General features: G+C 75.8%; 16 protein-coding genes. 9 read left to right on the top strand and 7 right to left on the bottom strand.

What is annotated here, in order from left to right; genetic code table 11:
• Positions 1 to 179 precede the first annotated feature (179 nt).
• The 5 genes from DMH08_RS07285 to DMH08_RS07265 all read right to left on the bottom strand — a co-directional run bounded on the left by DMH08_RS07285 (position 180) and on the right by DMH08_RS07265 (position 3,836).
• Entirely contained in the window at positions 180 to 953 is a 774-nt protein-coding gene (locus DMH08_RS07285) for a sulfite exporter TauE/SafE family protein (protein WP_125612531.1), read from the bottom strand.
• Positions 950 to 1,501, bottom strand: a complete 552-nt coding sequence (locus DMH08_RS07280; protein WP_199747658.1) for a rhodanese-like domain-containing protein — start codon at positions 1,499 to 1,501, stop codon at positions 950 to 952. Before DMH08_RS07280 ends, DMH08_RS07285 begins: the two co-directional genes overlap by 4 nt.
• Positions 1,502 to 1,515: 14 nt before the next feature.
• Positions 1,516 to 2,886 carry an MBL fold metallo-hydrolase gene (locus tag DMH08_RS07275; RefSeq protein WP_125612530.1) on the bottom strand — a complete coding sequence of 457 codons (1,371 nt, stop codon included), beginning with the start codon at positions 2,884 to 2,886 and terminating at the stop codon, positions 1,516 to 1,518.
• A 100-nt stretch (positions 2,887 to 2,986) separates the two neighbouring features.
• Positions 2,987 to 3,256, bottom strand: a complete 270-nt coding sequence (locus DMH08_RS07270; protein ID WP_026401008.1) for a metal-sensitive transcriptional regulator — start codon at positions 3,254 to 3,256, stop codon at positions 2,987 to 2,989.
• A 58-nt stretch (positions 3,257 to 3,314) separates the two neighbouring features.
• Complete coding sequence (locus DMH08_RS07265) at positions 3,315 to 3,836, bottom strand: NADAR family protein (protein ID WP_199747657.1); 522 nt, start codon at positions 3,834 to 3,836, stop codon at positions 3,315 to 3,317.
• 212 nt (positions 3,837 to 4,048) lie between these two features.
• Between DMH08_RS07265 and DMH08_RS40005 the strand changes: the two genes are divergently transcribed.
• The 7 genes from DMH08_RS40005 (at position 4,049) to DMH08_RS07235 (ending at position 11,534) form a co-directional block, all read left to right on the top strand.
• Positions 4,049 to 4,198, top strand: a complete 150-nt coding sequence (locus tag DMH08_RS40005; RefSeq protein ID WP_157432897.1) for a hypothetical protein — start codon at positions 4,049 to 4,051, stop codon at positions 4,196 to 4,198.
• A 241-nt stretch (positions 4,199 to 4,439) separates the two neighbouring features.
• Entirely contained in the window at positions 4,440 to 5,711 is a 1,272-nt protein-coding gene (locus tag DMH08_RS07260; RefSeq protein WP_125612526.1) for a nucleotide sugar dehydrogenase, read from the top strand.
• The gene (locus DMH08_RS07255; protein WP_199747656.1) at positions 5,708 to 7,066 is read left to right on the top strand and encodes a glycosyltransferase; all 1,359 of its coding nucleotides are present in this window, start codon (positions 5,708 to 5,710) and stop codon (positions 7,064 to 7,066) included. The genes DMH08_RS07260 and DMH08_RS07255 overlap by 4 nt, the downstream gene beginning before the upstream one ends.
• Positions 7,059 to 8,660, top strand: a complete 1,602-nt coding sequence (locus DMH08_RS07250) for a polysaccharide deacetylase family protein (RefSeq protein WP_125612524.1) — start codon at positions 7,059 to 7,061, stop codon at positions 8,658 to 8,660. Before DMH08_RS07255 ends, DMH08_RS07250 begins: the two co-directional genes overlap by 8 nt.
• Positions 8,661 to 8,695: 35 nt before the next feature.
• Positions 8,696 to 10,051 (top strand): polysaccharide deacetylase family protein, encoded by a 1,356-nt coding sequence (locus DMH08_RS07245; RefSeq protein WP_125612522.1) that lies wholly within the window; start codon positions 8,696 to 8,698, stop codon positions 10,049 to 10,051.
• Positions 10,048 to 10,794 (top strand): polysaccharide deacetylase family protein, encoded by a 747-nt coding sequence (locus tag DMH08_RS07240; protein WP_125612520.1) that lies wholly within the window; start codon positions 10,048 to 10,050, stop codon positions 10,792 to 10,794. The genes DMH08_RS07245 and DMH08_RS07240 overlap by 4 nt, the downstream gene beginning before the upstream one ends.
• Positions 10,794 to 11,534 carry a hypothetical protein gene (locus DMH08_RS07235; protein WP_125612518.1) on the top strand — a complete coding sequence of 247 codons (741 nt, stop codon included), beginning with the start codon at positions 10,794 to 10,796 and terminating at the stop codon, positions 11,532 to 11,534. Before DMH08_RS07240 ends, DMH08_RS07235 begins: the two co-directional genes overlap by 1 nt.
• Here DMH08_RS07235 and DMH08_RS07230 read toward each other — a convergent pair.
• Positions 11,515 to 12,525 (bottom strand): hypothetical protein, encoded by a 1,011-nt coding sequence (locus DMH08_RS07230; protein ID WP_125612516.1) that lies wholly within the window; start codon positions 12,523 to 12,525, stop codon positions 11,515 to 11,517. The two genes, DMH08_RS07235 and DMH08_RS07230, sit on opposite strands and share 20 nt — an antisense overlap.
• 125 nt (positions 12,526 to 12,650) lie before the next feature.
• On the opposite strand from DMH08_RS07230, the gene DMH08_RS07225 reads away from it, so the two are divergent.
• Both DMH08_RS07225 and DMH08_RS41490 read left to right on the top strand, forming a co-directional pair.
• Complete coding sequence (locus DMH08_RS07225) at positions 12,651 to 13,103, top strand: hypothetical protein (RefSeq protein ID WP_051300215.1); 453 nt, start codon at positions 12,651 to 12,653, stop codon at positions 13,101 to 13,103.
• A gap of 109 nt (positions 13,104 to 13,212) precedes the next feature.
• The gene (locus DMH08_RS41490; protein WP_026401013.1) at positions 13,213 to 14,799 is read left to right on the top strand and encodes a hypothetical protein; all 1,587 of its coding nucleotides are present in this window, start codon (positions 13,213 to 13,215) and stop codon (positions 14,797 to 14,799) included.
• Here DMH08_RS41490 and galT read toward each other — a convergent pair.
• A complete protein-coding gene (gene galT, locus DMH08_RS07215; protein ID WP_125612514.1) occupies positions 14,786 to 15,850 on the bottom strand; it encodes a galactose-1-phosphate uridylyltransferase in 1,065 nt (354 codons plus the stop codon). The two genes, DMH08_RS41490 and galT, sit on opposite strands and share 14 nt — an antisense overlap.
• Positions 15,851 to 15,858: the final 8 nt, after the last annotated feature.

The following is a 15,858-nucleotide window of genomic DNA, read 5'->3' as shown; positions in this document are numbered from 1 at the left end:
CTCGCGGCGTACGTCGAGGAGATCCGCGACTGGATGGCCGGCATCCTCAAGTGGCACAGCGAGACCGACCGCTACGACGAACGCAGGATCGACGCCCGCGACCTGCGCCCGTCCGGCCTCGGCACCTCCGCCGCCCGCCTCTACCTGTCCTCGCGCGGGTAGGCGCGGGCAGGCGCCGGTCAGGACGCGAGGGCGGCCGGGAACAGGAGCGTCCGGACGGTCACGAAGGCGGCCACCGCGAAGACGAAGAGCGCGAACCAGCGGCGGAGCCGGGCGGCGTCGATGCGGGGCGCGAGGCGGGCGGCGGCCAGCGACCCGGCGATCGCCGCGCCGGTGAAGCCGCCGACGACGCCGACGTCGAGGGCGGCGTCGCCCGCGTGGACGGCGAACCCGGCGGCGGCGTTGACGGCCACGATCACCAGCGAGGTGCCGACGGCCGCCGCCATCGGCAGGCCCAGGCCGAGGACGAGGGCCGGGATGACGAGGAAGCCGCCGCCGACGCCGAACAGGCCGGTGAGGACGCCGACGGCCGCCCCGGCGGCGGCGGACTTCGGCAGGCACGCCCGCCAGTCGACGCCGCCGCCGGGCAGGGCGCAGGCCCCGCCCGACGGGACGTCGCCCGCGAGCATGCGCGCCCCCGCGGCGACCATCAGCGCCGCGAAGCCGAGCATGATCGCCTGGTCGGGCAGCAGCCGGCCGAGGGCGGCGCCGCCGACGGCCGCCGCGGCGCCCGCGCCGCCGACGACCGCGGCGATCCGCCAGCGGACGTCGCGCAGGCGCGGGAGCGCGGCGGTCGCCGAGGAGATCCCGACGACGAGCAGCGACGCGGGGATCGCGGCGGACAGCGGCAGGCCCGCGCCGTAGACCAGGGCGGGCACCGCGAGGATCGAGCCGCCGCCGCCCAGCAGGCCCAGCAGGACGCCGATGGCCGCGCCGAGCACGAGGGCGGTCATCGGCGCAGCGCGGCTCGGACGTTCTCGATGGTGGTGCGGGGGCCGCGGTTGTAGGGGAGCTTCGACAGGGCCGTCCCCATCGCGCAGGTGCCGGAGAGGGCGGCGAACGTCAGCCCGCCGCCGATGGCGGCGGCGACCCACTTGGCGCGGGGGGCGGCGGTGCTGGCCAGGACCGACGTCAGGACGATCGAGCCGGCGACCAGGCGCACCTGGCGTTCGAGGTCCCAGCGGGGGCGTCCGGTTTCGACGGGGGCGCCGTCCGCCTGCCAGGCGGTCAGGCCGCCGGAGAGGACGCGGACGCCGTCGACGGCGAGGGCCGCGGCGGCCTGCTCGGCGCGCGGGCCGGAGCGGCAGACGAGGACGGTCCGCTCGCCGAGGTGCCCGCGCAGTTCGGCGGCGTGCTCGCGGAGCACGTCGAGCGGGATGTTCAGCGAACCCGGCACGCGCGGGCCCGCGAACTCGGCCGGGGTGCGGACGTCGACGACGCGGGGGGCGTCCGGGGAGTCGAGCAGGTGCCGCAGCGCGGCGGCGTCCAGGGTGTGCTTCACGGGGTTTCCTTTCGTCAGGCGGCGAGGCCGGTCGCGCGGTCGTAGGAGTCGTCGATGTGGACGACCGTGCGGCCGGCGCGTTCGAGGAGCGCGGCGGCGGCCGCGGCGCGGTAGCCGGAGCCGCAGTGGACCCAGACCGTCCCGGGCGGGACGTCGTCCAGCCGCGCGGGCAGCTCGGGGAGCGGCACGTGCACGGCGCCGTCGATGTGGCTCTCCCGCCACTCGCCGGTCAGCCGGACGTCCAGGACGACGTCCGGGGCGGGCAGGTCGCGGGGCGCGCGGCCCGCGCGGGCGGCGGCGAGGTCGGCGAACGCGGCGACCGGGGTGCCGGTGGTGCGGGCGGGGTCGCCGCCCGCCCAGTCCAGGGGGTCGCCCGCGGCGGCGCCGGACGGACGGTCGATGCCGATGCGCGCGAGTTCCCGCTGGGCTTCGGCGATCTGCTCGGGCCCGTCGCCGAGCAGGGTGACGGGCGCGCCCCACGGGACGAGCCAGCCGAGCCAGGTCGCCATGGGGCCGTCGAGGCCGAAGCTGAGGGTGCCGGCGAGGTGCCGGTGCGCGAACGCGCGGCGGGAGCGGAGGTCGACGACCCATTCGCCGGCGTCGACGCGGGCGCGGAGTTCGGCGGGGTCGACGGCGGCGGCGGGGGTGAGGTCGATCGGGTCGGCGCCGGCGGTGTTCCGCGCGCCCATGTGGGCGTAGTAGGCGGGGTAGGCGTCGAGTCCGGCGAGGGTCTCGGTGACGAAGTCGTCCGCTTCGAGGCGCAGCGCGGGGTTCGTGTCCCGCTCGCGGCCGATGGTGGACGCGGGCGCGTCCGACTGGGCGGCGGAGCAGAAGCTGCCGAAGCCGTGCGTGGGCCAGACGTGCGCGCCGTCCGGGAGGAGGTCGGCGAGGCGGCGGGCGGAGGCGTGCTGGCGGTGGGCGAGGTCGTGCGCGTGCCGCCCGCCGAGGAGGTCGGTGCGGCCGGTGGTGCCGAACAGCAGGGAGCCGCCGGTGAAGACGCCCTCGGGGCCGTCCGGTCCGGACAGGACGTAGGACAGGTGGTGGTAGGTGTGGCCGGGCGTGGCGACGGCGGTGACGCGCATGCCCGGGGACACGGCGATCTCGTCGCCGCCGGCCACCGGGGTGCGGTCGAACGCGACGTCGTCGGCGGCGGCGACCAGGTACGCGGCGCCGGTGAGGCGCGCGAGGGCGAGCCCGCCGGAGACGTAGTCGTTGTGGACGTGGGTCTCGGCGACGTGCGTGATGCGGACGCCGAGCCGTCCGGCGAGCGCCAGGACGCGGTCGATGTCGCGCTGCGGGTCGACGACGAGGGCGACCCGGCCGTCGTGGGCGAGGTAGCTGCGGTCGCCGAGGGAGGAGGTCTCCACCACCTCGGTGCGGATCATCGTGACTCCTTTCGTATACCCCCCGGGGTATACGCGACGGACAATACCCCCGGGGGTATGTGCCAGAGCGGGGCCCGCCCGGACTCGGGAGGGCCGTTCGTCAGGACAGGGACAGGAAGAGCTTCTCCAGCCGCTCCGGGGTGATCGGCGGCTGCTCGCCGCGCTCGCGGGCCACCTGGCACTGCTCCAGGCCGGTCGCGATGATCTTGAAGCCGGCGCGGTCGAGCGCCTTGGAGACGGCGGCGAGCTGGATCAGGACCTTCTCGCAGTCCTCCCCGTTCTCCACCATCGCGATCACTCCGCCCAGCTGGCCGTGGGCCCGCTTGAGCCGGGTGAGGGCGTCCGCCAGGACCGTCGCGTCCATCTCCATCGGGCTCCCCTTCCTCTCACCCGCTCCAACGTATACCCCTGGGGGTATGTTCCCGGGGTCAGGCCAGGGAGGCGCGGACGGCCATGAGGGCCCGGCCGAGGAGGTTCTCGCCGCGCCAGGCGTCGGGGCGCTCGGCGCGGGGGTCGCCGGCGGTCAGGCCGATGCCCCAGATCCGGTCGAGGGGGCTCGCCTCGGCCAGGATCCGGTCGCGGGTGCCGAGGAGGTAGGCGCGCAGGTCGTCGTGCTGCGCGAACTTCGCGAGGTTGCCGCGGACGACGATGCCGAGCCGGTGCTCGCGCCACACGGCCTCCTCGAACGCGGCGACGCGGCGGCCGAGGTCCTTGGCGCGCCCCGGGTGCGGCGCGTCCGTGATCGCCGCCACGGCGCGTTCGTCCCCGAACAGGCGCGCCTTCTCGGCCATCATGTAGTGCTCGGCCGTCGCGTACCGGACGCCGTCCACGGTGAACGGCGACGCGTGCCACTGGCTCAGGCACCCGGCGGGGCCGTGCTCCCGCCAGAAGAAGAGGAACTTGAGGCGGGCGCCGGACCGCTGCAGCGCGATCAGTTCGGGGACGTCCATGGGGGGAGAGTGCCAGGACGGGGCCGGGGCGGCCAGCGGTTTTCCCGGGACGGAATTGATCATGGAATGGGCGCGTTACCACGGGGGCGGATGGTCCGCCACCGGTTCGCGGTCTAGACCATTTTGCCGAACCGGGTGGGTCATCGGAGAAGATCTCCTTATTTCGGTAGGCCGAGCCACCGAGAAGCGTCTACGGGAGGACAGAAGCAGAAATGGACAGCCCTCTGGCGAACCCTCGTCGCACCCAGCTCGACGCGTGGCCCACGGCGCGCTCCGCGGACGCGGAGGCGGAGCGGACCACGGCGTCCGTATCGTCCGCCGAGTCGTCCGGCGCGGGCGAGGACGACGGCGCCGAGCTCTGACCGCTCGGCGCCGGAGCGCCGGGATGCGTCCCCCCTGGGGGCGGATCCCGGCGTTCCGGCGTTCCGGCACAGCTCAAAGGGCATGATCGTGAGTGACGTTCGCCACGTCATCCGGCAAGTGGCGTAGGCGATATACGTCGCGGTGCGGTGCCCCGCCAAACGGCGGCCAAAGAGCATTTACTACGCCTTTGCCATTGGCTTGCCGTGCTCGCGGAGCACCACACGGGGAGATCTCACGTACATGCCCTCTGCCGCCCTGCCCACCGAGGCCCCGACCTACGACGTCGCCGTCATCGGGCTCGGCTATGTCGGCCTGCCGACCGCGCTCGCGTTCCACGCCCGGGGCCTGCGGGTCCTCGGCGTCGATCTGGACACCGGGCGCCTGGAGGACATCCGCAGCGGACGCGTCGACCTGCTGCGCGGCGACCGCGAGCGGCTCCGCGCGGCGGGCGACGCGCTGGCCGTGACCGCCGACCCGGCCGCCGCGGCCGCGGCGGACGCGGTGCTCATCTGCGTGCCGACGCCGGTGAACCGGCACCTCGTGCCGGACCTCGGGGCGCTCAGCGCGGCGTGCACGGCGGCCGTCGCGCACGCGCGCCCCGGGCAGACGATCGTCCTGACGTCGACGACGTACGCGGGGGCGACGCGGGACATGCTCGCCGCGCCGCTCGCCGCGCGGGGCCTGCGCGTCGGGACGGACGTGTTCGTCGCGTTCAGCCCCGAGCGGATCGACCCCGGCAACGACCGGCACGCCCACGAGGACGTCCCGCGCGTCGTCGGCGGGGTGACGCCCCGGTGCGCGGAGCGGGCCGCGGCGGTGCTCGGACGGTACGCCGAGCGGATCCACCGGGTGTCGTCGGCGGACGCGGCGGAGATGACGAAGCTGCTGGAGAACACGTTCCGCGCGGTGAACATCGCGCTCGTCAACGAGTTCGCGGACGCGGCGGGCGTGCTCGGCCTCGACGTCATGGAGGTCATCGAGGCGGCGGCGACGAAGCCGTACGGGTTCATGCCGTTCTTCCCGGGGCCGGGCGCGGGCGGGCACTGCATCCCCTGCGACCCGCACTACCTGCTGTGGCAGCTGCGCGCCGACCGGCTGCACCCGCCGGTGGTCGCGGCGGCGATGACCGCGATCGCGACGCGGCCCCGGCAGGTCGTGGAGCGGGCGCGGCAGGTCCTGTCGGACGCCGGGCGGGGACTGGCCGGCGCGGACGTCCTGGTGCTGGGCGTCGCGTACAAGCCGGGCGTGGAGGACCTGCGGGAGTCGCCCGCCCTGGAGGTCATCGACGGGCTGCTCGCGGCGGGCGCCGAGGTCGCGTACCACGATCCGCGGGTGCCGGAGCTGGTCACCGGCGGCGGGACGAAGCTCGCGTCGGTCGCCCCGCGCCCCGCCGACCTCGTCATCGCGCACACCCCGCAGCCCGGCGTCGACCTCGCCGCGCTGCCGCACGACCAGCTCGTCCTGGACGCGACGTACCGGTTCACCGGCGCGGCCCGGCGCGTGGCCCTGTGAGGCGCCGCCCCCGCCTCCCGGCCCGCCCGCGGACCGGGAGGCTCACCGCGCTGGGCGCGCTCGCGCTGGTCGCGGCCATCTGCGCGCTGATCGCGTGGCACGTGGGCGTGAAGCTCGCGTACCTGCGCGGCGACCTGCTGCTGTCGGGCTACACGGTGCTGGTCAGCGGGTACGTGCTGAGCCGGTTCGCGCTCGCGGCGTGCTACCGGCCGCCGAAGGACGCGGGCATCACCCCGTCCGTCGCGATCGTCGTGCCCGCCTACAACGAGGGCGAGGCCGTCGCCCGGACGATCCACTCGTGCCTCGGCCTCGCGTACCCGGAGGACGGGCTGGAGGTCGTCGTCGTCAACGACGGGTCGAGCGACGACACGTGGACGCACATGCGGCGGGCCGCCGCCCGGTACCCGGACGGGCGGGTGCGCTGCGTCGACCTCGGCGAGAACCGGGGCAAGCGGGCGGCGATGGCGGCGGGGATCCGCGCGACCTCGGCGGAGATCCTGGTGTTCGTCGACTCCGACTCGATGCCCGCGCCCGAGTCGGTGCGCCGGCTCGTCCAGGGCTTCGCGGACCCGCGGGTCGGCGCGATCTCCGGGCTGACGTACGTCCGCAACGCGGAGCGCAACGTCCTGACGCGGATGCAGGCGGCCCGGTACTACGTGTCGTTCCAGCTCCTGAAGAGCGCCGAGTCGGTGCTGGGCGCGGTGACCTGCTGCTCCGGCTGCTTCGCGGCGTACCGGCGGGCGGCGATCGCGCCTCTGCTGGACGCGTGGGAGCACCAGCGCTTCCTCGGCGTCGAGTGCACGTACGGGGACGACCGGGCGCTGACCAACCGCGTCCTGAAGGCGGGCTGGACGACCCGGTACGACGCGCGCGCGGAGGCGTGGACGGACGCGCCCGACCGGTACCGCAAGTTCTTCCGGCAGCAGCTGCGGTGGAAGAAGTCGTGGAGCCGGGAGGGCCCGCTGCTGCTGGCGCACATCTGGCGGAGCCGGACCCGCGCGCTGCCGTCGGTCGCCGTGCAGACGATCGCGGGCATGCTCAGCCCGCTCGTCGTCCTGTACGGGCTGCTGGCGCCGCTGGCGGGCGGGCGGTTCCCGATGGTGTACTTCCTCGGCCTGTACCTGGTGGCGATGGGGTACGCGCTGCTGTACCGGATGCTGCGGAACGACGGCCTGTGGATCTACGCGTTCGTCGGCACGTTCTTCTACGTCGCGTTCTCCCCGCAGCTGCTGTGGGCGATAGCGCGGATCCGGGACGGCAGCTGGGGCACGCGGGACGGCGGCGCGGAACCGGCCGTCCCGGCGGTCCCGCGGGCGCTGCGGGTCTACGGCGCGACGGGCGGCGGCGATGCCTGACCCGGCGGGCGGGGCACCGGGCGGCCCGGCGGACGCGGCGGAGGATGCGCCGTGGGAGCGGCCGCCGCCCCGGCGGGCGCGGGGGTTCCGCGCGGCCACGGGGTTCGTGTTCCTGTGCTCCCTCGCCCTCGCGATGGTGACGTGGGTGTCGATCAGCCGCCCGTTCGACCCCGGGCAGGCCGAGGCGGCGGCCGTCCGGCTCGCCCCGGAGGTCGCGCGGGCCGCCGCCGCGCTGCCCGCGCACCCGGGGACGGTCGTCGCGCTGACCTACCATGGCGTCGACGACCGCGACGGCGCGCAGAGCACCCTCACCCGGGAGCGGTTCGGGGCGCACATGGCCGCGCTGGACGCCGCCGGGTACGAGACCGTGCGCCTGCGGGACGTCCTCGACCTGCTGCGGGGCCGGCCCGTCCGGCTGCCGCCGCGCGCGCTGCTGCTCACGTTCGACGACGGGCGCCTCACCGACTGGACGAACGCCGACCCCGTCCTCGCGGAGCACGGGTTCACGGCGGCGGCGTTCCTCGCGACCGGGCGGATCGTCGAACCGGGCACGCCGTCGTACTACCTGTCGACGAAGCAGGTGCGAGCGCTCGCCGGGACCGGCCGGTGGGAGTTCGGGTCGCACTCGCACGCGCTGGACGACCGGGTGCGGATCCCGGGCGACGTGGGCGCGCCGCTGCCGAACCGGATCGTCGCGGGCGGGCGCCCGGAGACGCTGGACGCGTGGCGGGCGCGCGTCCGCGCCGACCTGGCGCGGTCGCAGGACTTCTTCCGCCGGACGCTCGGCCGCGAGGCCGCCGCGTTCTCGTACCCGTTCGGGGAGGCGGCGGGCAACGACCGGCGCGCCGCCGCCGCGCTGCCCGGGCTGCTCCGGGACGCCGGGTTCCGCGCGGCGTTCACGGGCGAGGGCGTCCCGGACGGGCACGTGGACGCGGTCGGCGCGGACACGCCGCCGTACCGCGTCGACCGGATCGGCGTCCGCCGCACCACCTCGGCCGCCGGGCTGCTGGAGCTGATCCGCGCCGCGGTACCCGCGCCGCCGCCGCACGCGCTCGCGGCGCTGCCGTGGCGCGGCGACGGCGCGGCGTGCGTCCGGCACGGCGCCGACCTGCGGGTCACGGGCGACCGGTACGGCGCGTGCGTGCTCGGCGGCACGGGCGTCGGCGGGCCGAACACGAGCCGGTGGCGGGACTACCGGGTGACGGCGTCGGTCTCGGGCCTGGGCCCCCGTTCCGGCGCGGTCGTCGCGGTGCGGGACGGCGCGGGCGCCGGGCGCCCCGGCCGCGTCGAGGTCGTGGTCGGCGACGGGGCGGTGGTGGCGCGGCGGCAGGTCGGCGACCGCGCCCCGGTGCCGCTCGGCCGGGCCCGGCTGGACGGCCCGGACGGCGGCGACGGGGCCCGCGACGTCGCGGTCGAGGTGCGCGGGGACCGGCTGACCGTCGAGGTCGAGGGCGCCCGGCCGCTGCGCGCCGCCCTGGCCGGCGGGTCCGGCCCGCCGGTCGACCGCGGCGGCGTCCGGCTCGGGATCACGGCGCGCGGCGGGTGCACGGTGACGTTCCACGATCCGACGTTCGTCCCGCTCGGGGGCCGCTGACCGCGCGCCCCCGCCCCCTTCACAGAGAGGCGACGATGCCTTCCCCCACACGCATCTCCCATGCCCGGGCTCCTCTTCCCCGGACCCTCCTCGTCCGCGCGGCGACCGTCCTGGCCTCCGCCTCCCTCCTGGCGGCGGCCCCGGCGGCGCTGGGCGCCATGCCGGCGCGGGCGGCGGCGGGCACCGTCGTGTCCCTGACGTTCGACGACGGGGCGCGGGACCAGTACGACAACGCCCGTCCCGTCCTGGACGCGCACGGCATGGACGGCACGTTCTACATCAACAGCGCCCGTGTCGACGCGCCCGGCTACATGACCCGCGCGCAGCTGGAGACGCTCGCGGCCGGCGGGCACGAGATAGGCGGGCACACCGTCTCGCACGCGAACGTGCCGTCGCTGCCCGTGGAGGAGCGGCGGCGGCAGGTGTGCGACGACCGGGTCGCCCTGCTCGCCATGGGGTTCGAGGTGACGAGCTTCGCCTACCCCTACGGCGCGGTCGACGCCGGGGCCGAGGACGTCGTGGCGGACTGCGGCTACAACAGCGCGCGGACGGTCGGCGGGCTCGTGTCCCCGGGGAGCTGCGCCGGGTGCGACCGCGCGGAGGCGGTCCCGCCCGCCGCGCCGTACGCGGTCCGCACGCCCGACTCGGTCAAGACGGACACGACGCTCGACCGGCTCAAGCGGTACGTGACGCAGGCGGAGGAGGACGGCGGCGGCTGGGTGCCGCTCGTGTTCCACCACGTGTGCGACGGCTGCGGCGACTCCTACGCCGTGACGCCCGCGACGCTCGACGCGTTCCTCGGCTGGCTCGCCGCGCGGGCGTCCGGCGGCACGGTCGTCCGGACGGTCGACGAGGTGGTCGGCGGCGCCGTGCGGCCGCCGGTCCCGGGCCCGCCGTCGCCGACGCAGGTGCAGAACCCGTCGCTGGAGGCCGCCGCCGACGGCGTGCCCGCGTGCTTTCAGGAAGGCGGCTGGGGCACGAACACCTACACCTGGACCCGCACCCAGGACGCGCGCACCGGCCAGTACGCGCACCGGGTCGAGGTCACGTCGCGTACGTCCGGCGACAGGAAGCTCGTCACCCGCCAGGACGCCGGTACGTGCGCCCCCGCCGCGATACCTGGACACAGGTACGAACTCGGCGTCTGGTTCAAGGGCTCGTGGCCCGCCACCGTCAACGCGAAGATGAGCATCTATTACCGCACCGCCACGGGCGCCTGGACGTTCTGGACGAACGGCCCGGCCCTCGCCGAGACGGGAACCTGGCAGCGGTCCCTGGTCACCACGCCGCCGGTTCCCGCGGGGGCGGCGAACCTCAGCTTCGGCATCGCGCTCCCCGGCACGGGCACCCTCACCGTCGACGACTTCTCCCTCACGGATCTGGACTCATGACCTCGGGCCCGACCGTCCGCCGCCACCTCCTCGAACTGGGTTTCGGGGTGCTCGCGCTGGCGCTCGTCCTTCCCCTGGCCCGGCACGAGCTCGGGCCGGGCGGGGGCGCGTCCGCGTCCGCCGCCGAGGCCCGCGACGTCCTCACCCCCGGGATGCTCGCGCCCGCGAGCACCGCGAACCGCTGCGCGCGGGGCCGCGTCGAGCTGACGTTCGACGACGGCCCGGACGTCTACACGCCGCAGATCCTCGAGGTGCTGCGCGCCCACGGCGTCCGCGCCGTGTTCTACGTGACCGGCGAGAAGGCCGCCGCCCGGCCCGGCATGGTCCGCGCGATCGCCGCGGCCGGGCACCGCGTCGAGAACCACAGCTGGGACCACCCGCACCTCACCGACCTGACGCCCGCGCAGGTCCGGCGGCAGCTCGCCGACACGTCCGCCGCCGTCGAGGACGCGGGCGCGCCCCGTCCGACGCTGTTCCGGCCGCCGTTCGGCGCGGGCGACGCGATGGTGGAGGCGCAGGCGCGCGCGCTGGGCATGCGGACGGTCCGCTGGACGATCGACACGCACGACTGGCGGGGGCGCACCCCGGAGGAGATCGCCGCGACCGTCCTCACCCGGGCGGAACCGGGCGCGGTCGTGCTCATGCACGACGGCGTCGCCCGTTCCGCGGCGACCGTCCGCGCCCTCCCGACGGTCGTCCGCGGGCTGCGGGCCCGCGGGTTCTGCACGGCGCTCCCCGGCTGATGCGCGCCCGGCTGATCGTCGCGGGCGCCCTCGCCGGGGCCGTCCCGGTCGCGTGGGCCGTCTGGGCGCTCGCCCGCCCGGACGGCCCCGGCCGTCCGGGCGGGGCCGCGCGGCTCGTTGCCAACGAGTACGCGCACTGGAACCCGGGCGCCGCGGACGCGCGCCGCTCCCCCGTCTGGGACGTCACGAGCGGCTCCCTCTACGAGCGCGGCGGCCTGCTGTGGACGGGCCCGCCGGACACCGCCGCGCCGGACGCGGCGTCGTCCGGCGGCACCGGATCGAGCGTGTTCCGCATGCACTCCCGCCGCACCGACCGCCGCGACGTCCACGTCGTCCTGGACGTGCGCAACGTGCGGCTGCTGCCCGGCGGCGCGCGGGCCACCGACGGGGTGCACGTGATGCTGCGCCGCCAGGACGAGACCGAGCTGTACGTCGCCTCGCTCAACCGGCGGGACGGGCTGCTCGTCGTCAAGAAGAAGCTGAGGGGCGGCCCCGCGAACGGCGGCCGGTACTTCACCCTCGCGCAGGTGCGCCACCCCTACGCGTTCGGCGCATGGCAGCGGTTCGAGGTGCGCGCCACCGGGACGTCCCCGGTCGTCGTGACCGTCGCGCAGGCCGGACGCGAGCTGCTGCGGGCGGTCGACGACGGCCGCCGCCACGACCGGCCCATCGTCCGCCCGGGGTCGGTCGGGGTGCGCGGCGACCGGTGCGAGTTCGAGTTCAGGTTCCGGGTCCGCTGACGCGCGCCCGGTACAGGCCGGTGTCGGTCGCGGCGAGGAACGTCCCGTCGGGCGCCAGCGCCGCGCCGCCGACCGGCCCGGGCACCTCGACGCGGCCGAGCGGCTCCGGCCGGGCGACGTCCCGCACGGTGTAGGCGCCCTCCCGGAAGTCGCCGGCCGCGACCAGCAGGCGCCCGTCCACCCGGGCCGCCGCGACGTCCGCGTACGCGCCCGCGACCTCCGGCGCGTCCACGGCGGCCGCTTCCTCGCCGTCCGGGCTCCGCACCACGATCCGTCCCGGCTCCGCCAGGACCAGGGCGACGCCGCCCTCCCACGGGACCATCGGCGCCTCCCGGGCGGGGCCGCGGTCCAGCTCCGCGATCTGCCGCCCGAGTTCGGCGTCCAGCACGCCGACGACGGCGGAGCGGCGGGGGGCGGCGTCCTCGGCCCGCTCGGCGTCGCAGGCCCGCTCGGCGTCGCAGGCCAGGGCGATGAGCGGCCCCGAGTCCGGGGTGGCGTGCAGGACGCGCCGGTCCGGCCTCCGGTACCCCGACCACGTCTCGAAGTCCGCCAGCCGCTCCCCGGTGCGGGCGTCCCAGAGGATGATCTCCGCCTGCGGGCGCCGGTCGAACACCGTCACGACGGCCCCGCGCCCCCGGTGGACGGCGAGCCCCACCATGTCGGGGAACGACGCCTCCGCCTCGTCGATGACGACCTCTCCGCCGCCGTGGACGTCGTGGACGTGGACCCGCCCGCCGCCGGCCCACGCCACGACGGGCGAGTCGCCGCGGGGGCCCGGCAGGACGCCGAACGCCCACGCCTCGCCGTCGCAGGGGAATCCGGGCAGCGGGTCCCCCACCCGGGCGCCGCGCGCGAGGTCCCACGCGAGGCCGACGGCGCCGCCGTCCCCGACCAGCGACGCGCAGGCCGTGGCCGCGCGGCCGCCGGCGCTCCCGGCGGCCCGCACGTTCTCGAAGGATCCCTGCGCCAATAGTTCCGCACGCGCGACCATGCCCGCACACTAGGCCAGCCCATCGGCACCGTCCGTATTTTTGCGCAATCGCGGCCGGACCGTTTGGCCGCTTGTTCTTTACTGGGAGTTTCACCGAACATGGCGGAGTGGACTTCGCTCTTCAAATGGTCGAAATCACCTGGACCAAGCACGCGCGCGGCGGCAAGGGGGCCGCGCGCCGCAACGCGGCCCCGGTCGCCTTCCCCCTGCCGGACGAGCCGCCGCCGTTCGTCCACACGGTGTGGATGCGCGAGTGGGAGGACTTCTCCCCGCAGGCCGCCGTCGGGCATGAGCTTCCGCGCCGCATCGGCGTCGAGGAGGAACCCGAAGGGCTTCGTTTGGACTTCGGGAATCGTCCGCCCATACTGCTGAAACCGAACCAGTATTTGCGGCACCAGGAAACCTACCTGTCCGGCCGCGGCTGTTCCTGCTGCGGCACCCCCTGGTACAACATGCGCACACTGAACGTCGTCTACGGCAAAGTCCGCGCGGAATCCCTCCTGCACGAACCGACGAGGTATATCGACGACCGCCGCCTGCTCGGCGCCCGCCGCCGCTACGTCGGCGGCACCCGCTGACCTCCCGGAACCGGCCGCGTGCCGCGCGGTCACGCCGAGGCGGGGGTGACGAACGGGCGCACGTCCGGTATATCCGTTGACCACAAGATCACGGCGGGCGGAGGGACGCGTGGAGCCGGTCGAGCTGACGGCCGCCGAACGGCGGGTGTGGCGGGCGTTCCGGACGGGCGCGAAGGTCGACTTCTCGCGGGACGGCGACGACGCCGCGGACGGCGCCGCGTGGGGGCCCGAACGCACCGTGCGGGCATGGGTGCTGCGCAAGCTGCTGCTCCGCCCGCCGGAGAACGGCGAGGTCGCGGCCCTCCGGGTGTCCGGGGCGCGGATCACCGGGACGCTGGACCTCCAGTACGCCACGGTCGAGCACCCGATCCGGCTGTGGGCGTGCCACTTCGAGGAGGTCCCGAACCTGTACGCGTCGCACCTGACGCAGCTCAACCTGAGCAGGTCGTTCCTCCCCGGGCTGTTCGCCGCGACGATGCACGTCAGCGGCGTCCTGCGGATGACCGAGTGCCGGGTCCCGGGGCGGATGAGCCTCGGCGGCATCCGCGTCGCCCGCGCGCTCTTCCTCGAACGCGCCCGGCTCGGCACCCCGGGGGCGAACCAGGGCGAGATCCTCCACCTCAACCATTCGGTGCTGGAGGACGACGTGTGGGCCCCGGGCCTCGAAGCCCACGGCGAGATCCAGCTGAACAGCGCGTCCGTCACCGGCAACCTCAACCTCGAGGACGCCGTGCTGAGCAACCCCGGAGGCCACGCGGTGCTGGCGCAGAGCCTCAGCGTCGGCCAGAACCTGATCGGCAGAAGGCTCCGCAGCGAAGGGGAGATCGATCTGCGCCGGACGCGGATCGGCCACCGCATCGACTTCATCGACGTGCGCATGGAGAACGCCGACGGGCGGGCCTTGGACGCCAAGAGCCTCAGCGTCGGAACGGACGTGTCGGCGACGCGGGCACGGTTCACCGGTGAGATCGATCTGCGCGCCGCCGCGGTCCCCGGTCTGCTCGGCCTCCGCGGGGCCCGCCTGTCGTCGCTGCAGGCCACCAGCGCCGCGGTCGGCGAGCTCTGGCTGCCCGAGGCGCGCATCGACGGCGAGACCGACCTGCGGCGGGCCCGGTTCGGGCTGCTGCACCTGCCGCCGAGCGCGCTGCGCGGCGACGTCCGGCTGGACGGGCTGACGTACGAGTCGCTCGACCCGCGGCTGCCCCCGAAGGTGCGGGTGCCGATGCTCGAACGGGACGTCGAGGGGTACGTGCCGCACGCGTACGAGCAGCTCGCGGCGGCGTACCTGCGGGCGGGCGACGACGTCGCGTCCCGCAACGTCCTGCTCGCCAAGCAGCGGCGGCGCCGCCGGACGCTGCCCCTGTACCGGCGCGTCTGGGGCTACCTCCAGGACGCGACGGTCGGGTACGGGTTCCGGCCGCTGTGGGCGGCCGCGTGGCTCGCCGGGCTGCTGCTCGTCGGGACGGCCGCGTTCGGGTCCGAGCATCCGGCGCCGCTCAAGGCCGACGAGCATCCCGACTTCAACCCGCTGTTCTTCACCCTCGACCTCCTCCTGCCGATCATCGACTTCGGGCAGCAGAAGGCGTTCAAGCCCGCCGGGTGGCACCAGTGGCTCGCGTACACGCTGATCAGCACGGGCTGGGTGCTGGCGACGACGATCGCGGCCGGGGTGACGCGGACGCTCAGCCGGCAGTGACCGCGCGCAGCCGCGCGGCGGCGTCCTCCGGCGGGACGTCGTTGATCCAGGCGGCCATCCCCGACTCCGACCCCGCCAGGTACTTGATCTTGTCGGGGGCGCGCCGGACCGAGAACAGCTCCAGGTGCAGCCGCAGCAGGTCGCGGCCCGCGCGGACGGGCGCCTGGTGCCAGCCCGCGACGTACGGGAGCGGCGTGCCGTAGAGGGCGTCGAGGCGGCGCAGCAGGTCCCGGTAGACGGCGGCCAGCTCGTCCCGCTCCGCGCCGTCGAGGGCGGCGAGGTCGGGGACGTGCCGGTGCGGGGTGAGGTGGACCTCGACGGGCCAGCGCGCGGCGGCCGGGACGTACGCCGTCCAGTGCTCGCCCGCGTGGACGACGCGGGGCCCGGCGCGCTCGGCGGCGAGGACGTCGCCGAACAGGTCGCCGCCGTGCGCGGCGGCCGTCGCGAGCATCCGCCGGGTCCGCGGGGTGACGAACGGGTACCCGTAGATCTGGCCGTGCGGATGGTGCAGGGTCACGCCGATCTCGACGCCGCGGTTCTCGAAAACGTACACCTGCTCGATGCCGGGGAGCGCCGACAGTTCGGCCGTCCGGTCCGCCCACGCGTCGACGACCGTCCGGACGCGGGACACGGGCAGCCGGGCGAGCGCGGCACCGTGGTCGTCGGTGAAGCAGACGACCTCGCAGCGTCCGGTCCCCCGGGCCCGTTCGAACAGCGGGACGCCGTCCACCGCGGCGGGGACGGGCGGGGCGGCCGCGGCGTACGAGGGGAAGCGGTTCTCGAAGACGGCGACGTCGTACCCGGGGTCGGGGATCTCGGAGGCGGGGCCGCCGGGGCACAGCGGGCACTCGTCGGCGGGCGGCAGATGCGTGCGCGCGTTGCGGTGCGCGGTGATCGTGACGGGGTCGCCGGTGAGCGGGTCGCGCCGCGTCTCGCTGAGCGGCTCCACCGGCGGCAGCCCGCGCGGGTCGGGCACCGGCGCGCGGCCCGGCCGCTCGTCGTAGTAGACGATCTCTCGGCCGTCGCTGAGGCGGGCGCGGGTCCGGAACACCGCAGCAG

The organism is Actinomadura sp. WAC 06369, assembly GCF_003947565.1.
Taxonomy (GTDB): Bacteria; Actinomycetota; Actinomycetes; order Streptosporangiales; family Streptosporangiaceae; genus Spirillospora; species Spirillospora rifamycini.
This window is presented reverse-complemented; position numbering and strand designations above follow the sequence as displayed.